We start from the raw sequence: 18,938 nt of genomic DNA, 5'->3' as shown, positions 1-18,938 counted from the left end.
CCCGGGAGAACTGATAGAACCTGAACTTTCGGCCAAACTAAACAATCAGCTGCAGGAATATATAATTTCACAGAACAGACTCAGTATTCCTGCACTTTTTATTGGCGAAGCATACAACGGCATCGATGCCCACGGCTCCACCAAGTTTGGTAGGCCAATGGCCCAAGCGGCTTCTTTTAATACAGATTTGGTGCATCAAATATGGGACATTGTGGGTCAAGAGGCACGCTCAAGAGGTTTTAATATGTGCCACTCGCCTGAGGCTGACTTGGCTCGTGACCCCCGATTTGGAAGAATGAGCGAAACTTTTGGTGAAGACACCTACCTTACAACCGAAATGGTGGTGAGTGCCGTAACCGGTGTGCAGGGCGATTATACAGGCCTAAAAAAAACACATATAGGTGCTGTAACTAAGCATTTTGCTGGTTATGCTCAGATTTTGGGTGGCAAAAACTTTGCTGCTATCGAGATATCGCCACGTACCCTTGCTGACGAAATTTTGCCGCCTTTTCAAGCTGCAGTTCAAAGAGCGAAAACTTTGGGAATAATGGCTTCTCATGGCGACCTGAACGGCATCGCAAGTCATGCCAATCCAGCTTTGCTCACCGATATACTTAGAACCCAATGGGGGTTTACGGGGTACACAGTTTCTGACGCAAATGACATAGCAAGGCTTAACTTTTTTATGCACGTAGCCGAAACGCCCGAAGACGCCGCTAGAATGGCTTTGGAGGCAGGAATGGACGTGGATTTGTATAGCGATGTGGCGTATGCACTGCTTCCAGAAATGGTAAAAACTAATCCCGAGCTCATTAAAAATATCAACATGGCGGCGGCTAGAGTTTTAAGAACAAAGTTTACGCTAGGCTTATTCGACAGTCCATTTACCGAAATAAAAAATGCGAATAGAACTGACAAAGCACTAGCATTGGCAAAAAACGGCGACCTTGAAAGTATTATTTTATTGAAAAACTTAAAAACTACAGAGGGTCAACTATTGCCTCTAAATAAAACTGACATTACATACAAAAAAATAGCTCTTTTAGGGCCTGTACTTTCAGAAGGTGCAAAGGCAGATTTTGAAAAAGTAGCGGGCAATGGATATCAGTTCGTGGAAGAAAAAGGATATGAACTAACCGACGGAAACAAGGCTATTCCCAAACTAAACCCAGACACGGAAGAGGGAATGCAAAGAATGCTTAAAAAAGCAGCAGAATCAGACCTTTGTATCCTCTTTTTGGGAGGAGACGAATTTGAAGCAAAGGAAGGTTTTTTTGCAAATGCCTATGGCGATAGACTGAGCATTGACCCTATAAACAGGCAAGATGAGCTTTTGACCAAAATAAAAGCCTTGAATAAGCCGGTTATAGTAGTGCTAAAACACCGCAGAACATTATCCATAAACGAAATTTCAAATTCGGCAGACGCTATCCTTGACTGTTGGGACATGTCCGAATTTGGAAATGAATCTGTAGCTAAAATAATATTTGGAATGGCGAACCCTTCAGGCAAATCTCCTGTAACGATTCCACGAAGCATTGGGCAACTGCCATTTCATTACAGCCAAAAAGAAATTAACTACAAAAAAGGATATTTATTTACTGAAAATGGCCCGCTGTATCCATTTGGGTTTGGCTTGAGCTATACCAATTTCGAATATTCAGATATTAAACTTTCTCAAAACTCGCTAACTGACAGAGGCTCCATAACTGTTAGTGTAAATGTAAAAAACACGGGCAAATACGACGGCAAAGAAGTTGTGCAAATGTATCTGAAAGATATTATTGGATCTGTGACTCGCCCAAACAAAGAACTAAAGGGTTTTCAAAAGGTATTTATCAAAGCAGGTGAAAGCAAAAACATCACCTTTACCATCAGCCCCGCCATGTTAGAATTTACAACCATCCGTATGAAAAAAGAATTGGAAGCAGGAGATTACGAGGTCATGTTGGGTACTTCTTCAGAAACCGGACTAAAAGCGAATTTTAAACTCATTTTACCTAAAAAATAAGGCAATGAAACTTACCATAAAAGTCATAACTATGCTCTGTTTTGTAATAATTCAACTAAAAGCACATTCACAAAGCAGAATTTTAGAGGCAATTCCGGTTGATTCTGTCGTTTCTGATTTTCCGGTAAACTTTGCTTTTACAGCCAAAAAAGATTGGCAGTTTATAGCCTACTACAACAAAGACCGAAGCCTCACTGTAGCAGGCAAAAAAGAATCTGAAACCAACTGGAAAATAAAGACATTACCTACCAAAGTTGGTTGGGATAGCCACAATAGCATAGTTTTGGCCTTAGATCGAGACAATTGCCTCCACGTAAGTGGCAATATGCATAACGACTCCCTCATTTATTTTAAAACTCAAAAACCATTTGATGTAACCACATTTGAGAAAATATTTCCACTTGTCAATGCCAAAGATGAGCTTAGCAGCACCTACCCCAGTTTTATAAAAGATGCCAAGGGAAAGTTGATATTTATGTATCGCAAAGGAGGAAGCGGAAACGGAAACACCATAAATATAGCTTATGACGAAAAAAACAAATCCTTTAGCCGCCTAAGTACAGATTTTTTGTTTGATGGCATGAATCAAATGAGTGCCTACAGCACGGCCCCAAAACTCGGGAAAGACGGGTATTTTCATATGGCTTGGGTATGGAGAGATACGCCACACAGCGAAACCAACCACGACCTTTCGTATGCCAAAAGTAAAGATTTAGTAAACTGGGAAACTATGGACGGCCAAAAAGGGAAATTGCCCATAAGTCCGCTAAACAAGCAATTTATTGTTGACCCTGTGCCAGCGGGCGGCGGCATAATAAACGGCGGTTTTGAGATGTTTTTTGATAAAAATCACAATCCGTTTTTTGCCTATCACAAATATGACAAAAATGGTTTTAGCCAAATGTACATAGCAAAATCAGACAAACAAACGTGGCAAATAGCCCAAGTGTCTGACTGGAACCACCGCTGGGATTTTAAAGGCCCAGGTTCAATAACGGGCGAATTGAAAATAACTTCTGCTCAAATAACAGAACAAGAAGTCATCAAAGTCAATTATTGGCATGTAAAAAGAAATAATGGACAAGTAATGATAGACCTTAAAACTTTAAAAACAATTAGCGATTTTGAGACAAAATCAGAAGAGGAAAATATTTATCCAACAGAACTAAACCGAGCCCTATCAGGCACAGCCGGCATGACCCCAAAATGGCAAATGGCAAACCAAGTAAAGGGCTATTTCTATGCTTTCCGATGGGAAACATTAGGCAAAAGACGTTTTTATGAAAAAGTAGAAACACCCGTAAAACCCGTATTGATGTACCTTTATAAAGTATCAAAAAGCTATGAATAATCTAAAATACATCTTATTATTTTCGCTAATCTTCTCGCCATTGGTGAACGTATTTTCACAAAAAACTACGGTGACTATTGTGGGTGAGCAGTTTTATATAAACGGAAAACTTACCTATGAAGGCAGGCAGTGGAGAGGAAACAAAATAGAAGGCCTATTGATGAACTCGCGAATGGTCCAAGGCATTTTTGATGACCTCAATGTGGCCACAAGAGACACTTTTGCGTATGCTGACACTAAAAAATGGGACCCCGAACGAAACAATTTGGAGTTTATAGAAGCCATGCCCAAATGGAAGTCATTTGGCCTAAATGCCATCACAGTAAACATGCAAGGGGGAAGCCCTTTTGGGTATGGTAATTTTGATTTTTACAACCCGGGTTTTAATGCAGACGGCTCGCTAAACTACGGGTACATGAACCGCCTAGACAGAATTTTGAAAAAGGCAGATGACCTAGGCATGGTAGTGATATTGGGGATGTTTTATTTTGGGCAAGATCAAAGACTCTATGATGAAACGGCTATAAAAAGAGCCGTAACGGAACTAGTTAACTGGCTTCATGACAAAAAATATAGAAACGTACTTTTAGAAATAAATAATGAAACCCAAGCCGATTTAAAGCATTATGACCACGAAATATTGCTCATGCAAAGGGTACATGAACTCATTGTATTGGCAAAAAATATCGAACGAAATGGTTTTAGATATAACGTCAGTGTGAGTTTTGCGGCACAAACTGTACCCACCGAAAACGTGATAAAAGTGGCTGATTTTATACTTTTTCACTGTAATGCACTTCGAAAAACCGAAGATTATGAAAACCACATAGCCAAAGTAAAAAAAGCAGTAGGTGACCGAAAACTACCTATTGTAATAAATGAAGACGACAATCATGATTTTGAAGCAGAGAATTCACATTTTAATATCGCTTTAAAGAATCACATCTCTTGGGGATTTTTTGATTATCGAAAAAAAGGAGACACTGACCTGAAAAATGGGTTTCAAACTATACCCGTAGATTGGGGAATAAATTCGGAGACAAAAAAGGCTTTTTTTAATAAAGTAAAAGAAATAACAGGAACTAAAAGTGAAACACTCACTAGCAAAGATTTCATAAAAATAGAAGCAGAAAGCACAAAATCTCCATTAGGCAAATGGCTAAAAATAACTAGCAAAAATAAAAACTACGTAGCAAATGCCTCAGGCAAAACCTACTTAGAGTTTATGGGAAATACCCCAAGTATAGGCGAACCAAACTCTCCACTACAATATACAGTAAAAGTACCTATTGATGGAAACTATAGACTCTTGATGATGAGTAGCAAACGCTTAGAAGGAGACCGTGGTGACTGGTGCAATGACGCCTATGTGAAACTAAAAGGAGATTTTGAAAGTGCAACCAACCTCGACAAGCAAACTTTAGAAAATTACCTGAAATATTTTCAAGAAGGCAGCACAAATACTCCTGAAAACGAGTGGCACTGGGCTCAACGAGCCGAAAGAGGCAGACACGAGTTTTTTGATTTGGTTTATAAACTAAAAAAAGGAGAAACTTATACCCTAACCTTGGCCGGACGCTCTCAAAGATTTAGTGTGGACTACATTGTGTTTTATAATGCCGACAAAACTAGTCTGCCGGAAGCCAAAGCTTTTTTTGAAAACAAAGCATCAGAGTAAAATGAAAAACTTTTTCTCAAAAAATCAGAATACTATTTTCAAAAAAAATGCTTTTGGAAATACAAAGAAGCAGGACATGAGAATGACAAAAACAATATGAAATGAAGAGACGTGAGTTTATACAAAATGGAAGTTTAGGTCTAGGTACTTTGGCATTTTTAAGGCCTATCAACTGGCAACTAAATAATAAACAAGCCACTGAATACAAGGTATTTATAAGTGAACTGTTAAAAACTTGGGGAGATGGCATGTTAGCCAATCAAATTGATAACCCAAGCGATGAAACCACCCACGGAGCCCTTATGTGTCCTTCATGTGGCGAAATACACGGACGCTGTATGGATGCAGTTTTGCCTTTTTTGTATTTAGCAGAAACCACCGGAGACGACAAATATCTAAAGGCCGGAATCTCGGTATTTGAATGGTCTAAAAACGTGACCTCGGCAGATGGAAGTTGGACGGTAATGCCAAACCCAAACAGCTGGAAAGGCATCTCTGTTTTTGGTGGAATAGCCTTGGCCGAAACACTCAAATATCACGGGGATATTTTACCTCAAAAAACCAAAGAAAAATGGACAGAAAGATTAACAGCCGTTAGTGAATATATTTTCAAAACCTTCGATTTAACTTTTACCAATATCAACTACGGATTTACTTCTATTTATGCACTTCACCTGTTTGGCCAAGTGCTAAATAACCCATCATATACGCAACGTAGCCACGAGTTAGCAAAAGACATAAAAAACTGGCTTTCGGAGCCTAACAAATTAATAATAGGAGAAGGAAAACCAAGTACTAAAAAAAGTGCGAAAGGCTTATACGGCGTAGACTTGGGCTACAATGTAGAAGAAACCATCAATGCGGTGGTGCAATACGCTGTAGAAGTTAAAGATGAAGAACTTATAACCTTGCTAAAGGCATCACTGGAAGGACATTTAGAATTTATGTTTCCAGACGGTGCTTGGGACAACAGCTGGGGAAGTCGCCAATATAAATGGTCCTATTGGGGTAGCAGAACCACCGATGGCAGTCAAATAGGCTACACACTTTTGGCAGACCGGAATTCAGCATTTGGCAGGGCAGTTTACCAAAACACCATGTTGCTAAAAAGTTGCACAAAAGATGGTCTAATTCACGGAGGTCCACATTATATCTCGCATGGCGTAAAGCCTTGTATTCATCACACGTTTTGTCATGCTAAAACTTTGGCTTCCTTACTCAATGAAAACAAAAATTTAGAATTGATAAATGCCACAGCCAAATTACCAATAGAGACCAATTATGGAATAAAACACATGCCTGAGGTAGATGTTTGGCTGGTGAGTCACCAAAACTGGCGAGCGAGTATTTCATCGTATGATTTTGTTTACACCGAAAACTCACAACAGGCTACCGGCGGGAGTATTGGTTTTTTATACCATCAAAAAATCGGCACAATTTTTACGGCAAGCATGGCCAAATACAGAGAAGTGGAAATCTATAACCAGCAAGAAAACCCCGACGATATTGACTTTGCTCTAACTCCAAGAATAGAACTATTCGAAGAAAACAACTGGTTTACTAACCTTTACGACCTCGAAGCTAAGGTTTCACATCAAACTAATAAAGATAAAATTACGGTTTCTGCTCAAGTAAAATTAAAAAATGAAGAGGGAAAACAGTTGACAAATAATGACTCAAATTATGAATTGAAATATGAATTCGAGAAGGGGAAATTTAGTATTACAGCAAAAAAAACTAAAAAAGGCAAAGAACAACAAAAGGCTCAGTTGGTTTTACCAATCGCCTGCCAATCCGAAGAAAAAGTAACACAATTAGACGCAAAAAGCATACAGATTAAAAAGAAAAATGGCACTCTTTTGATTAAATCAAATGTACCATTAGAGATTATAAAAACTACTAAAAGTAGGGTATTTAACCTTGTGCCTGGCATTGAGGCGGTACCTGTAATTGCACATTTCGACGAAAGTGCTCATGAAATTATTTGTACTATTTTGGTAAGCTAACTCAAATCTAAGTAAAATGAAAACACTAAAAATACTCTTAGCTTCCTTGTTTATTTCTTACATAAAATCAGTCCCAATGACAAAGAATTAGTTACAGTTAAAATAATCCCTGGTAACTAAAACGATTTTGAAAAATAGAAGTAATCCAAAATAAAAACTTACTCAATTTTAAACTAGAATAATATCAAATAAAACAATTTTAATTATGAATAAAATTACCCAAAAACTTGGTCTATTGGTTTTAGGAAGTCTAATAACATTGCAGTCTTGTACTACCAAAGCTCCGACTAAAACCCCAGAAAAAATCCAAATAGAAACCTCAATGGTAAAAGCCATGCAGTGGCAGGAGCAACACGAAAAGTTTGGAAAAGGCCCAACCGACTGGACAAATGGAGCCTATTACACAGGCGTAATGCGGGCACACATGGCAACCAAAAATCCATTGTTTGAAAAAGCCATGGTAGATATGGGTAGAAGGTTAAACTGGAAAACGCACGACAGATACTTTCATGCCGATGACATTGCGATCTCTGCTGCTTACATTTACCTAAAAAAACTGGGAAACAAAGAAGTGGACCTAGGGCCAACGGACGCATGGATAAATGATCACCTTAACAAACCACACGACTGGAAAGAAGGAAAAGGAAATAGCGAACAAAAAATGCTTTGGTGGTGGTGCGACGCCCTTTTTATGGCTCCTCCGGTTTTGGTAAACTATGCCACTTTAAAAAATGACAACACCTACCTCGACGAAATGGATACCTATTACCAACAAACGTATGCCTATCTTTTCGATAAGGAGGAAAAACTGTTTTATAGAGACAATCGTTTTTTTATAAAAGGTGAAAGCAGTGATAAGTTAGAGCCAAATGGCAAAAAAGTATTTTGGTCGAGGGGAAATGGTTGGGTATTGGCAGGATTGGCCTTAATACTAGACGATATGCCTAAAAACTACAAACACCGCCCATTTTATGAAAACCTTTACAAAACAATGGCGGCACGTATAAAAGAACTTCAACCGCAAGATGGCCTTTGGCGTACTAGTCTACTAAACCCAGAAGGTTTTGAACACGGCGAAGCAAGCGGTAGTGGTTTTTACACGTTTGCTTTGGCTTGGGGTGTAAACCAAGGATTATTACCAAAAGAAACCAATAAACCCGTAGTGGAAAAAGCATGGAAATCATTGGCTAATTGCCAACAATCCAATGGCATGGTAGGCTGGGTACAGACGATTGGTTTTGACCCTAAACCCGCCGACAAAGACTCGTGGTTTAATTTCGGAACGGGGGCATTTCTGTTGGCAGGAAGTGAAATCATTAAAATGAAATAACCATGAAACCACATCGCTACTTGCTCTTAATATCCCTGATCGTACTATCAGTATTTAATAAATCATATGCCCAAACCACCAAGCCTAATATCGTTTTTATTTTGGTAGATGACCTAGGGATCAATGATTTAAGCTGCATGGGAAGTAAGTTCTATGAAACTCCGAATGTGGATAAGATCGCGAGCCAAGGTACTGTATTTACCAATGGATACGCTTGTAGCGGTGTTTGTAGTCCTTCACGAGCGAGTATAATGACTGGCAAGTTTACGGCTAGGCACGGTATCACAGATTGGATTGGAGCAAAATCTGGGACGGATTGGAGATCCTTAAATCGCAGCTCCAAACTCCTGCCAGCCTATTACCAGCATCAATTACCGAAGGAGGATATCGTGCTGGCCGAAGCATTAAAGGCTGGTGGTTATAAAACTTTTTTTGCAGGCAAATGGCATTTGGGTGAGCTTGGTTCTTATCCTGAAGACCACGGATTTGATATCAATAAAGGAGGCTGGGAAGCTGGCTCACCCAATGGTGGCTATTTTTCTCCTTGGCAAAACCCAAGCTTACCAAACATCGAAAATGGAGAAGAGCTATCCATGCGTCTGGCAAAAGAAACCGCAGCTTTTATTACCACACATACTAAAACACAAAAAGACCAACCTTTTTTCGCATTTCTATCTTTTTATGCGGTACATGGGCCTATCCAAACCACTGAAGAGAAATGGGCGAAATATCGGCAAAAAGTAGAGCAAAATGGAATAGCAAAAACGGGATATATTATGGAGCACGACCTACCTATAAGGCAAGTGCAAGACAATCCTATTTATGCAGGCTTAGTAGAGGCCATGGATGATGCCGTAGGGCTAGTACTACAAACACTCGAAAAACTGAACCTTCAAGAAAACACCATACTCGTTTTTACCTCAGACAATGGAGGCGTAGCCTCTGGAGATTCCTATTCTACGGCTAATCTGCCTTATCGAGGGGGTAAAGGCTACCAATGGGAAGGTGGTATACGAGAGCCTTATTTTATAAAATTTCCTAAGTTAAGCAGCCAGCTAAAATCCAGCGAATATCCGGTTACTGGAGCAGATTTTTTTCCTACGCTCTTGGATTTTGCCCAGCTGCCATTGCTCCCAGCTCAGCATATAGATGGCCAAAGTTTAAAGCCGCTTATTGAAGGAAAAAAACCTCCTCAAAGACCCTTGTATTGGCATTATCCACACTACGGCAATCAAGGTGGGCAACCCAACTCCATAATCATAGAAAAAAAATTCAAACTGATACACTATTGGGAAGACGGTCACGATGAGCTATATAACTTAGGCACTGACCCTTACGAACAAAAAAATATCGCCAACCAAAATAAAAAGAAAGTGAAGTTTTTGGCAAAAAAACTATCGGATTGGTTAATAAGTGTAAACGCTCATTATCCTACCCAAGATCCAGAATACAATGCAGAAAAAGCAAAAAAAAGGCACCAAAACATCGAAGAGGTACTTTTGCCGCGACTTGAAAAAGAACGATTAGATTTCCTCAATAAATCATTTAAACCAAATGACAATTGGTGGGACAGTAAATTTACAAAAGATTAAAAAAACAGAACCAAATAATAAACCATTCTTAATTTTTTAAACTCTCAAGCAGCTTTGGAAAGATGAATAAATCAATTTTAAGTTTTATAATTTACCTGTTTTTTTGTTTAATCCAAAAACAATCAATAGCTCAAGAAAAACCTAACGTGCTGTTTATTTCAATAGACGACTTAAACGATTACATTGCATGTATGGAGGGTTCTATACGTATTCCTACTCCCAATATTGACAGGCTCCTTAAGTCTGGTACTCTTTTCACCAATGCACACTGTCAAGCTCCCATTTGTGGGCCTTCGCGAGCAAGTCTTTTGTCAGGTTTGTATCCAACAAGTAGCGGAAACTATCTGCAAGTCAGCGACAAAGACATCAAAAAGTCGAATGAAAAAATTAAATCTGCTACTTTTTTGCCTGATTATTTTGAACAAAATGGCTACCGAACCTTCGGAGCAGGTAAAGTTTTTCACCAAGGAGACAAAGCATTAGTTTTTGATGAGTTTGGCACAAGCCACATAAAAGATTTGATGGGACCCAAACCAGAAACGAGGTTTAAATACGCCCCAATTCCTAAAAAAGGGGTGGAAATGACCCAAACAGACTGGGGGCCTTATCCGGATGCTGACAGCCTGATGACGGACTATATCAGTGCAGAGTGGGTCATTGAAAAATTAAAAAAAGAGCATGATAAGCCCTTTTTTATGGCTTTAGGGTTTGTAAGACCTCATGTGCCCTTATATGCACCACAAAAATGGTTTGATATGTTTCCAATAGAAAAAATCAAAACTCCACCATACCTAAAGTCAGACCTTGACGACGTACCTGCGATGGGCATACGAGTGGCAGATGCACCAATGATGCCAACAACCGAAATGCTCATAAAAAACGGACAATGGCCGGAAGTCATACAGGCTTATTCGGCCTGTGTAGCGTTTGTTGATGCTCAATTGGGGAAGGTTTTAGACCAATTAGAAAATTCAAAATATGCCAACAATACGGTAATTGTACTTTGGGCAGACCATGGCTACCACCTTGGCGAAAAAAACAGATTTGCAAAACAAGCTCTATGGGAAAGAGACACCCGCACGGTACTTATTATTAACGATAAAAGAAACCCTTCGCAAGCACAAAATGTGGACGAACCTGTTCAACTTCTCGACATCTACCCTACCCTATTAGATATTTGCAAACTTCCCGCAAACAAAATGAACGAAGGCCACTCTTTGGTAGGATTAATTAACAAAACCACAAAAAACTGGCCATATGCGGCCCTGTCTTTTTATGGTGTCGGCAATGTATCAATACGAGATAAATCGTTTAGATACATTCAGTATGAGGATGGTTCAAATGAACTTTATGATTTAAATAAAGATCCCAATGAATGGAAAAATCTGGCGTCTAAAAAAGTATATTTTAAGAAAATAAAAAAGCTAAAAACCTCTATCCCTGAAAAATGGGCCGATAATTCACCTTTTTCTAAATATACATTTAACGCATACTTTATTGAAAAATCAAACTCGAAATAAACTATATCTTTTCTAACTATTTAAAAATTCAAGTTCAACATTTTTCGGATTAATTAAGGTTAAAAAGCACCTAGTTTTTCAGATTTGAGTTACTACTATTTGGGAGAGAGAACTTAGATTTTTTATTAAAAGCCCATTTGCATTTTTTTAGTGTGAAATGAGGCCAAATATTGCCTAAATCTCATATCAATCTGTTATGCTTTATTTCAAATACTAGCCCAAATTTGATATATAACCAATCTACATATTATCAAAATGTACTATTAAACTATCAATTTGTTTAAAGTTTATGACTCGTTAATATCAGAACTTTGTCCTACTAAAAATCAAATAGATACAATTTAGTATTTATTCAAATCAAAGCGTACCGAATAATATGCATACTATTTTAGGCCTTTTTTTTCATACCATTGGAGGAATTTCTTCTGGGAGTTTTTATATGTCTTTAAAAAAAGTAAAAGACTGGTCTTGGGAAAGCTATTGGCTTGTAGGCGGATTGTTTTCTTGGCTAATAGTTCCGTTTATAGCTGCCTATATCACCATTCCTGAGTTTCTTAGTATTATTACTTCTGAAGACTCAAAAACCTTATATATTACGTTTAGCATGGGGCTCATTTGGGGCATTGGCGGCCTCACCTACGGCTTGGGAATCAGATACCTCGGCATGTCGCTCGGAAACTCCATCGTTTTAGGTTTCAGTTCTGCTTTTGGGGCAATAGTACCGGCTATTTATTATAATTTTTATCCATCGGAAGGCAAAGTAAATTTTAGCCAAATGATCAGCTCTAATGGCGGACAGTTGGTATTGGGAGGCGTATTGGTCTGCCTGATTGGCATTGCCATATCAGGCAAAGCAGGTGTAATGAAAGAAAATAATGCTAAAAAAGAATTCCAAGACGAATTTAATTTAGTAAAAGGCCTAATAATTGCGATATTATCGGGTATTCTAAGTGCATTTTTTAACTACGGCATTGAAGCCGGCAAACCCCTAGCAGATGAGGCGGTTAGGTTGGGCTATAACCCTTTGTTTCAAAATAACGTAACCTATATAGTACTCCTTTGGGGAGGGTTAACCACAAATTTCATTTGGTGCATATACCTCAATTTCAAAAACAAATCATTCGTAGATTACACAAACCCCAACACTCCTATTGCTTCAAACGTCTTATTTTCTGCTATTGGAGGTACTTTGTGGTTTTTGCAATTTTTCTTTTATGGCATGGGCGAAAGCAAATTAGGCAACGGAGCAAGCTCATGGATTTTACACATGGCCACCATAATTTTAACAGGTAATTTTTGGGGCCTTTACCTAAAAGAATGGCAGGGCGTAAACCGCAAAACCTTCAGAACTTTTATACTTGGAATAGCCGCAATATTACTCTCTATTATCCTTGTGGGTATTGGAAACTCAATTTAATAAATTATTAAAATAAAACTTTTAAGAATATGAATTTCAAACACGTAAGCTATCTATGGGATGACGCCAAAGCCGCTTCAATGGCCGGTGACGAAGTCGCATTGTTTATTTATAGATCTAATTTATTAGGAGCAGACCTCCGATTAACTAATTATGGAGGTGGAAACACGTCTGTAAAAATCACCGACAAAGACCCACTAACTGGCCAAGAAACCGAAGTTATGTGGATCAAAGGCTCTGGTGGCGATATCGGTACTTTGAAAAAATCGGGTTGTGCGGCATTGTATATGGAGCGTTTACTTAATCTCGAAAAAGTATACAAAGGCATAGCCCAAGAAGACGAAATGGTGGAACTTTTTAACCACTGTATTTTCGATTTAGCTTCAAAAGCACCTTCGATAGATACACCTTTGCATGGATTTTTGCCATTTAAACATATAGACCACTTGCACCCTGATGCTGCCATTGCGATAGCAGCCGCCAAAGACGGCAAAAAAATCACAGACGAGCTATTTAATGGCGAAATCGGTTGGGTAGAGTGGCAAAGACCAGGTTTTGATTTAGGACTAAAGCTTAGGGCTTGCCTGCAAGAAGCAGCCGCAAAAGGAATCGCACTGAAAGGAATCATGTTGGGTTCTCACGGTTTGTTTACGTGGGGAGACACCGCCTACAGCAGTTATATCAACACCTTAGAAGTTACAGAAAAGTGTGCAGAATTTTTGGAAGAAAACTACGGCAAAAAACGTCCAGTTTTTGGAGGAGAAAAAGCACCAAGTTTAGCAGAAGCAGATAGAAAAACCAAAGCGGCGAGTTTAGCTCCTACGCTTAGAGGATATTGCTCTTCAGAACGAAAAATGGTGGGCCACTTCACAGACGATGCCAGAGTGTTAGAGTTTATCAACTCAAACGACTTGGCTAAGTTGGCACCTTTGGGCACCTCTTGTCCCGATCATTTTTTAAGAACAAAGATTGCTCCTTTGGTATTAGATCCAACCAAAGTGGAAGACGCAGCCTATTTAGAAAGTGTATTTGAAGCCTATAGAGCTGGATATAAAGCGTATTACGACGCATGTAAACATCCAAACTCACCTGCTATGCGTGACCCCAATCCGGTGGTTATCCTTTATCCGGGTGTGGGTATGTTTACTTTTGCCAAAGATAAAACCATGGCACGTTTGGCGTCGGAATATTACACCAACGCCATCAACGTAATGAAAGGTGCTGAGGCGGTTTCAGAATATACCTCGCTACCTCACCAAGAAGCATTTGATATAGAATATTGGTTGCTAGAAGAAGCCAAACTTCAGCGTATGCCTAAGCCAAAGGCCCTTTCGGGTAGAATAGCGGTGGTAACAGGAAGTGCGGGCGGAATCGGAAAGGCGATTGCTAAGAAATTTGCCGAAGAAGGAGCTTGTGTAATTTTAAATGATATAAACCAAGAGAGGCTAGACGCAGCCACTGCTGAATTTATAGCCTTGTTTGGCAAAGATGCCGTTTCATCAACATTGTTAAATGTAACGGATACTGCTTCAGCACAAGCCGCTTTCGATGCAACTGCACTTGCTTTTGGAGGCGTAGATTTAGTAGTAAATAATGCTGGAATCAGTATTTCAAAATCTATTACCGAACACACGATTGAAGAGTGGGATAGACTATATGACATTTTGGTTAAAGGACAATTTATCGTAAGTCAGGCTGCGGTGCGTGTCATGAAAAAGCAAAATATTGGCGGTGATATCGTAAATATTGCGTCGAAAAATGCCGTAGTGGCGGGACCAAATAACCCGGGATATGGTTCTGCAAAAGCAGCACAAGCACACATGACGAGACTAATGGCCGCGGAGTTAGGGGTAGACAAAATCAGAGTAAACACCGTGAATCCCGATGCCGTTATTTCAGACTCAAATATTTGGGCAGGCGGATGGGCCGAAGGCCGTGCAAAAGCATACGGAATTACGGTTGAGGAACTTCCTGCATATTACGCCAAAAGGACTTTGTTAAATGAAATCATCCTTCCAGACGATATCGCAAATGCATGCTTTGCCTTAGTGGGCGGCTTGCTCAATAAGTCGACCGGAAACGCCATAAACGTAGACGGTGGAGTTGCAATGGGTTTTTATAGATAATTTAAAATGGAATTAAAAACTCATTTTTCTTAAATATTATAGAAAAATCTATCAATAAAACCTTAAAGCGTATAAACAAATGCAAATATCAAAAGAGCAAATTTCTAATCATAACGAACAGTTTTTTGCAAGTCATCAAAATAAATTAAACTTTACGTTTTCAGAAGTCGAAAACGCAGAGGCGATTATACAAAAAATAATGCAATTCAGCATTGCGATACCCTCTTGGGCCTTAGGCACAGGCAGCACGCGTTTTGGCCGATTCCCAGGAGGTGGAGAACCTCGAAATCTAGAAGAAAAAATAGAAGATGTGGGCTTGCTAAGAGCTTTAGATAAGACCTCAAACGCCATTTCTTTGCATATTCCGTGGGACACACCCACCAACCCAGCTGAGATAAAAACCCTTGCTGCTCAGCACGGCTTGGCTTTTGACGCCGTAAATTCTAATACATTTCAAGACCAAGCGGATCAAAAGTATAGCTATAAATTTGGGTCGCTTCAAAACGTTAACAAGGCCATACGCAAACAAGCCGTTGACCATAACATCGACGTTATCAAACATGGCATAAACTTGGGTTCAAAATCGCTTACGGTTTGGCTGTCTGACGGTTCATGCTTTCCGGGGCAATTAAACTTCAAAAAGGCATTTGAAAATACCTTAGAAAGTTTACAAGAGATTTATGCGGCTTTGCCTGATGACTGGAAATTACTGGTGGAATATAAAGCATTTGAGCCTAATTTCTATTCTATGACCATTGGCGACTGGGGCCAATCCCTTCTTTTCGCAAATAAATTAGGTAAAAAAGCATACACCTTGGTAGACTTGGGTCATCACTTGCCAAATGCCAACATAGAGCAAATTGTAAGCCTACTTATGATGGAAGGCAAACTTGGTGGGTTCCACTTTAACGACTCCAAATATGGCGATGACGACCTCACTGTAGGAAGTATAAAACCTTACCAGTTATTCTTGATTTTCAATGAATTAACACAAGGTATACAAGCGAACAATCCCCCTTTTGAAAAAGGTTCTAATTTCGGATGGATGATAGACGCTTCGCATAATATCAAAGATCCGTTGGAGGATTTGCTTCAATCAGTAGAAGCCATTCAGATTGCCTATGCCCAGTCGCTTTTGGTAGATACCATAGCACTTGAAAACGCCAGAGAAAACAACGATGTAGCACAAGCTCAGGAGATTTTACAGCGTGCTTACCGTACTGACGTTAGAGCTCTTGTGGCCGAAGCTAGGCTAAGAACTGAATGTGCATTAAGCCCAATTCAATTATTTAGAAATCTCAAAGTAAGAGAGAACTTGGTTAATGTGAGAGGATCAAAAACGTTTGCAACTGGACTATAATTAATTGGTTTTTATGAATGTGATTGCAATTTTCGATGTAGGAAAAACAAACAAAAAAGTACTTCTTTTTAATGAGAATTATGAAATAGTTTGGGAACAATCCACCTCATTTTTAGAAATTAAAGATGAGGATGGATTCCCCTCTGAAAACCTAAACTTACTTACAGATTGGGTTTTAGAAACGTACAATAGCATTCTTAGTACAAGAGAATATAACCTAAAAGCAGTAAATTTTAGTGCGTATGGGGCGAGTATAGTGGCTATAGATGATTCAAATACCCCGCTAACTCCACTATATAATTACCTAAAACCCTACCCTGAGAACCTTAAAAAGCAGTTTTATGATAAGTTTGATTGCAAAGAAACCTTCGAAAATATTACTTCATCACCTGAAATGGGAAGTTTAAACTCTGGCTTGCAGATTTTTAGGATGCAGCAGGAGAAACCGGATATTTTTAACAAAACAAAATATTTCTTACACCTACCGCAATACCTGAGTTCACTTATTACGGGTCAGTTTTATACCGACTCAACCAGTATTGGGTGCCATACCAGCCTTTGGGATTTTACCAAAATGAAATATCACAGGTGGATTACAGACGAAAAAATAAACAAAAAACTCCCTCCATTTCATTTTTCAGAATACCCAATAAAGCTAAAAGAAGAAATTTGGGTTGGAGTTGGTCTGCATGACAGTTCCGCTGCTTTGGTGCCATATTTAGCAAGTTTTAAAGAGCCATTTATTTTGATTTCTACGGGTACTTGGAACATCACATTTAATCCATTTGCCAAATTTATTCCAAGGGCTGAAGCTATACAAAACGATTGCCTGTATTACCTCAACTATAAAGAAAAACCGGTGAAGGCCTCAAGGCTATTTGCAGGAAATGAACATGAAATTCAAACTGCTAGATTAGCCGACTTTTTTAATGTCCAAAAAGATACATATAAGTCCGTTAAATGCGATGAAGCTATTTTAAAAAACCTTAAAAGTATAAGTCAAGTCGAGTTTAAAAACCGAGACTTATCCACTTTCGAAACCTATGAGATAGCTTATCACCAGCTAGTTAAAGACATCATACACCAACAAGTGGCCTCCTCAAAATTGGTTATAGGCTAAAAGTTAATTAAAACGATATATGTAGACGGAGGCTTTAGCAAGAATCCGATTTTCATGCATTTACTAGCGAAGGCCTTTCCCGAGAATGCTGTTTATGCTTCTGATATTTCGCAAGCAAGTTCACTAGGTGCTGCAGTGGTCATTCATCCATTTTGGAATAAAAAACCTTTACCTGAACAATTAGTTTCATTAAAAAAAATCGAAAATGTATACCTATAATCCAGAATATCCATCATTTGCTGATTTAAGAAAAAAGGCCGAGAAGCGAATCCCTCGATTTGCATTTGAATACCTAGACGGAGGATGCAACGAAGACGTAAATTTAATTAAAAACACTTCAGATTTGCACCAAATTGAGCTTAAGCCTACTTATCTAAACAAACACGCTGGCTCAAGCATGAAAACCGAACTTTTCGGTCATGTTTATGATGCACCTTTTGGAATATCGCCCGTAGGCCTACAAGGTTTGATGTGGCCCAATGCCCCAGAAATATTAGCAAAAGCAGCCAAAGAACATAATATACCGTTTATTTTAAGTACAGTTACCACCTCAAGCATTGAAAAAATTGGGCAAGTAACGGATGGTAAATTTTGGTTTCAACTATACCACCCAGCAGAAAATAGTCTAAGAGACGATATACTATTAAGAGCCGAAAATGCCGGTTGCGAGGTGCTGTGTATTTTATGTGATGTGCCGAGTTTTGGATTTAGGCCAAGAGATATTCGCAATGGCCTGGCTATGCCACCCAAAATGTCAATCAAAAACTTTATTCAGATTTTTGGCAAACCCCAATGGGCGTTAAATACGCTTTTTCATGGACAGCCTGAGTTTGCAACTATGAAAAAGTATATGCCCAAAAACCTAAACATGAAGGCATTGGGAGCATATATGAACCAGACTTTTTCGGGAAGAGTAAATGAGGATAAAATATCGGCGATAAGAGATAAATGGAAAGGAAAAATTGTCTTAAAAGGGGTAGCCAGTGAAGAAGACACAAGATTGGCCATAAAACTTGGCTTAGACGGAATAATCGTTTCAAACCACGGCGGCAGACAGCTTGACGCAGGACAGTCTTCGATAAAATCGTTAGAGCCAATTGTGGAAAAATACAAAGGTCAAATAAAAATTATGATGGATAGTGGCATACAGTCAGGGCCAGACATAGCACGTACGCTTGCCAGTGGGGCCGAATTTGCTTTGATGGGAAGGGCATTTATGTACGGCGTGGCCGCATTGGGCAAACAAGGCGGCAATCACACCATCAGTATGCTCAAAACACAGCTAAACCAAGTAATGGAACAAGTATGCTGTCAGAAAACCGAAGACTTTTATAAGTTTAAGGTTTGAGGAACTTTTACATTGTTTAAAGTAACAAAAGGGGTAGGAAAAATAAATTAATTGTCTTAAACGCAATTACTTTGGTCAC

At 39.0% G+C, this 18,938-nt stretch carries 13 protein-coding genes; all 13 read left to right on the top strand.

The features are described 5' to 3' along the window. The coding region (locus ACFOOI_RS21500; RefSeq protein ID WP_379840160.1) for a glycoside hydrolase family 3 N-terminal domain-containing protein at positions 1 to 2,011 on the top strand (2,011 nt) is incomplete at its 5' end. A 4-nt stretch (positions 2,012 to 2,015) separates the two neighbouring features. Then, positions 2,016 to 3,362, top strand: coding sequence for a BNR repeat-containing protein (locus ACFOOI_RS21495; protein WP_379840159.1), 1,347 nt, complete (start codon positions 2,016 to 2,018; stop codon positions 3,360 to 3,362). Next, the gene (locus ACFOOI_RS21490; protein ID WP_379840158.1) at positions 3,355 to 5,040 is read left to right on the top strand and encodes a hypothetical protein; all 1,686 of its coding nucleotides are present in this window, start codon (positions 3,355 to 3,357) and stop codon (positions 5,038 to 5,040) included. The genes ACFOOI_RS21495 and ACFOOI_RS21490 overlap by 8 nt, the downstream gene beginning before the upstream one ends. Positions 5,041 to 5,141: 101 nt before the next feature. Further along, positions 5,142 to 7,046: a hypothetical protein gene (locus ACFOOI_RS21485; RefSeq protein WP_379840157.1), complete on the top strand. Its 1,905-nt coding sequence runs from the start codon at positions 5,142 to 5,144 to the stop codon at positions 7,044 to 7,046. A gap of 205 nt (positions 7,047 to 7,251) precedes the next feature. Then, a complete protein-coding gene (locus ACFOOI_RS21480) occupies positions 7,252 to 8,376 on the top strand; it encodes a glycoside hydrolase family 88/105 protein (RefSeq protein ID WP_379840156.1) in 1,125 nt (374 codons plus the stop codon). A gap of 2 nt (positions 8,377 to 8,378) precedes the next feature. After that, positions 8,379 to 9,968 (top strand): sulfatase, encoded by a 1,590-nt coding sequence (locus ACFOOI_RS21475; RefSeq protein WP_379840155.1) that lies wholly within the window; start codon positions 8,379 to 8,381, stop codon positions 9,966 to 9,968. Positions 9,969 to 10,030: 62 nt separating this feature from the next. Continuing rightward, entirely contained in the window at positions 10,031 to 11,488 is a 1,458-nt protein-coding gene (locus ACFOOI_RS21470) for a sulfatase (protein ID WP_379840153.1), read from the top strand. Between the two features lie 376 nt (positions 11,489 to 11,864). Beyond that, entirely contained in the window at positions 11,865 to 12,905 is a 1,041-nt protein-coding gene (gene rhaT, locus ACFOOI_RS21465; protein WP_379840151.1) for an L-rhamnose/proton symporter RhaT, read from the top strand. 29 nt (positions 12,906 to 12,934) lie between these two features. Beyond that, positions 12,935 to 15,031 carry a bifunctional aldolase/short-chain dehydrogenase gene (locus ACFOOI_RS21460; protein ID WP_379840150.1) on the top strand — a complete coding sequence of 699 codons (2,097 nt, stop codon included), beginning with the start codon at positions 12,935 to 12,937 and terminating at the stop codon, positions 15,029 to 15,031. Positions 15,032 to 15,110: 79 nt separating this feature from the next. Then, complete coding sequence (locus tag ACFOOI_RS21455; RefSeq protein ID WP_379840149.1) at positions 15,111 to 16,391, top strand: sugar isomerase; 1,281 nt, start codon at positions 15,111 to 15,113, stop codon at positions 16,389 to 16,391. 13 nt (positions 16,392 to 16,404) lie between these two features. Next, a complete protein-coding gene (locus tag ACFOOI_RS21450) occupies positions 16,405 to 17,511 on the top strand; it encodes an FGGY family carbohydrate kinase (RefSeq protein WP_379840148.1) in 1,107 nt (368 codons plus the stop codon). Between the two features lie 6 nt (positions 17,512 to 17,517). Continuing rightward, positions 17,518 to 17,730, top strand: coding sequence for a hypothetical protein (locus ACFOOI_RS21445; protein ID WP_379840236.1), 213 nt, complete (start codon positions 17,518 to 17,520; stop codon positions 17,728 to 17,730). Continuing rightward, positions 17,717 to 18,859 (top strand): alpha-hydroxy acid oxidase, encoded by a 1,143-nt coding sequence (locus ACFOOI_RS21440; RefSeq protein ID WP_379840147.1) that lies wholly within the window; start codon positions 17,717 to 17,719, stop codon positions 18,857 to 18,859. The genes ACFOOI_RS21445 and ACFOOI_RS21440 overlap by 14 nt, the downstream gene beginning before the upstream one ends. The last annotated feature ends 79 nt before the right edge of the window (positions 18,860 to 18,938 follow it).

This window comes from Lacihabitans lacunae (genome assembly GCF_042649125.1).
In the GTDB taxonomy this organism is placed as follows: Bacteria; Bacteroidota; Bacteroidia; order Cytophagales; family Spirosomataceae; genus Leadbetterella; species Leadbetterella lacunae.
The sequence above is the reverse complement of the archived record's forward strand: the minus strand, read 5'-3'. Positions and strand labels throughout refer to the sequence as shown.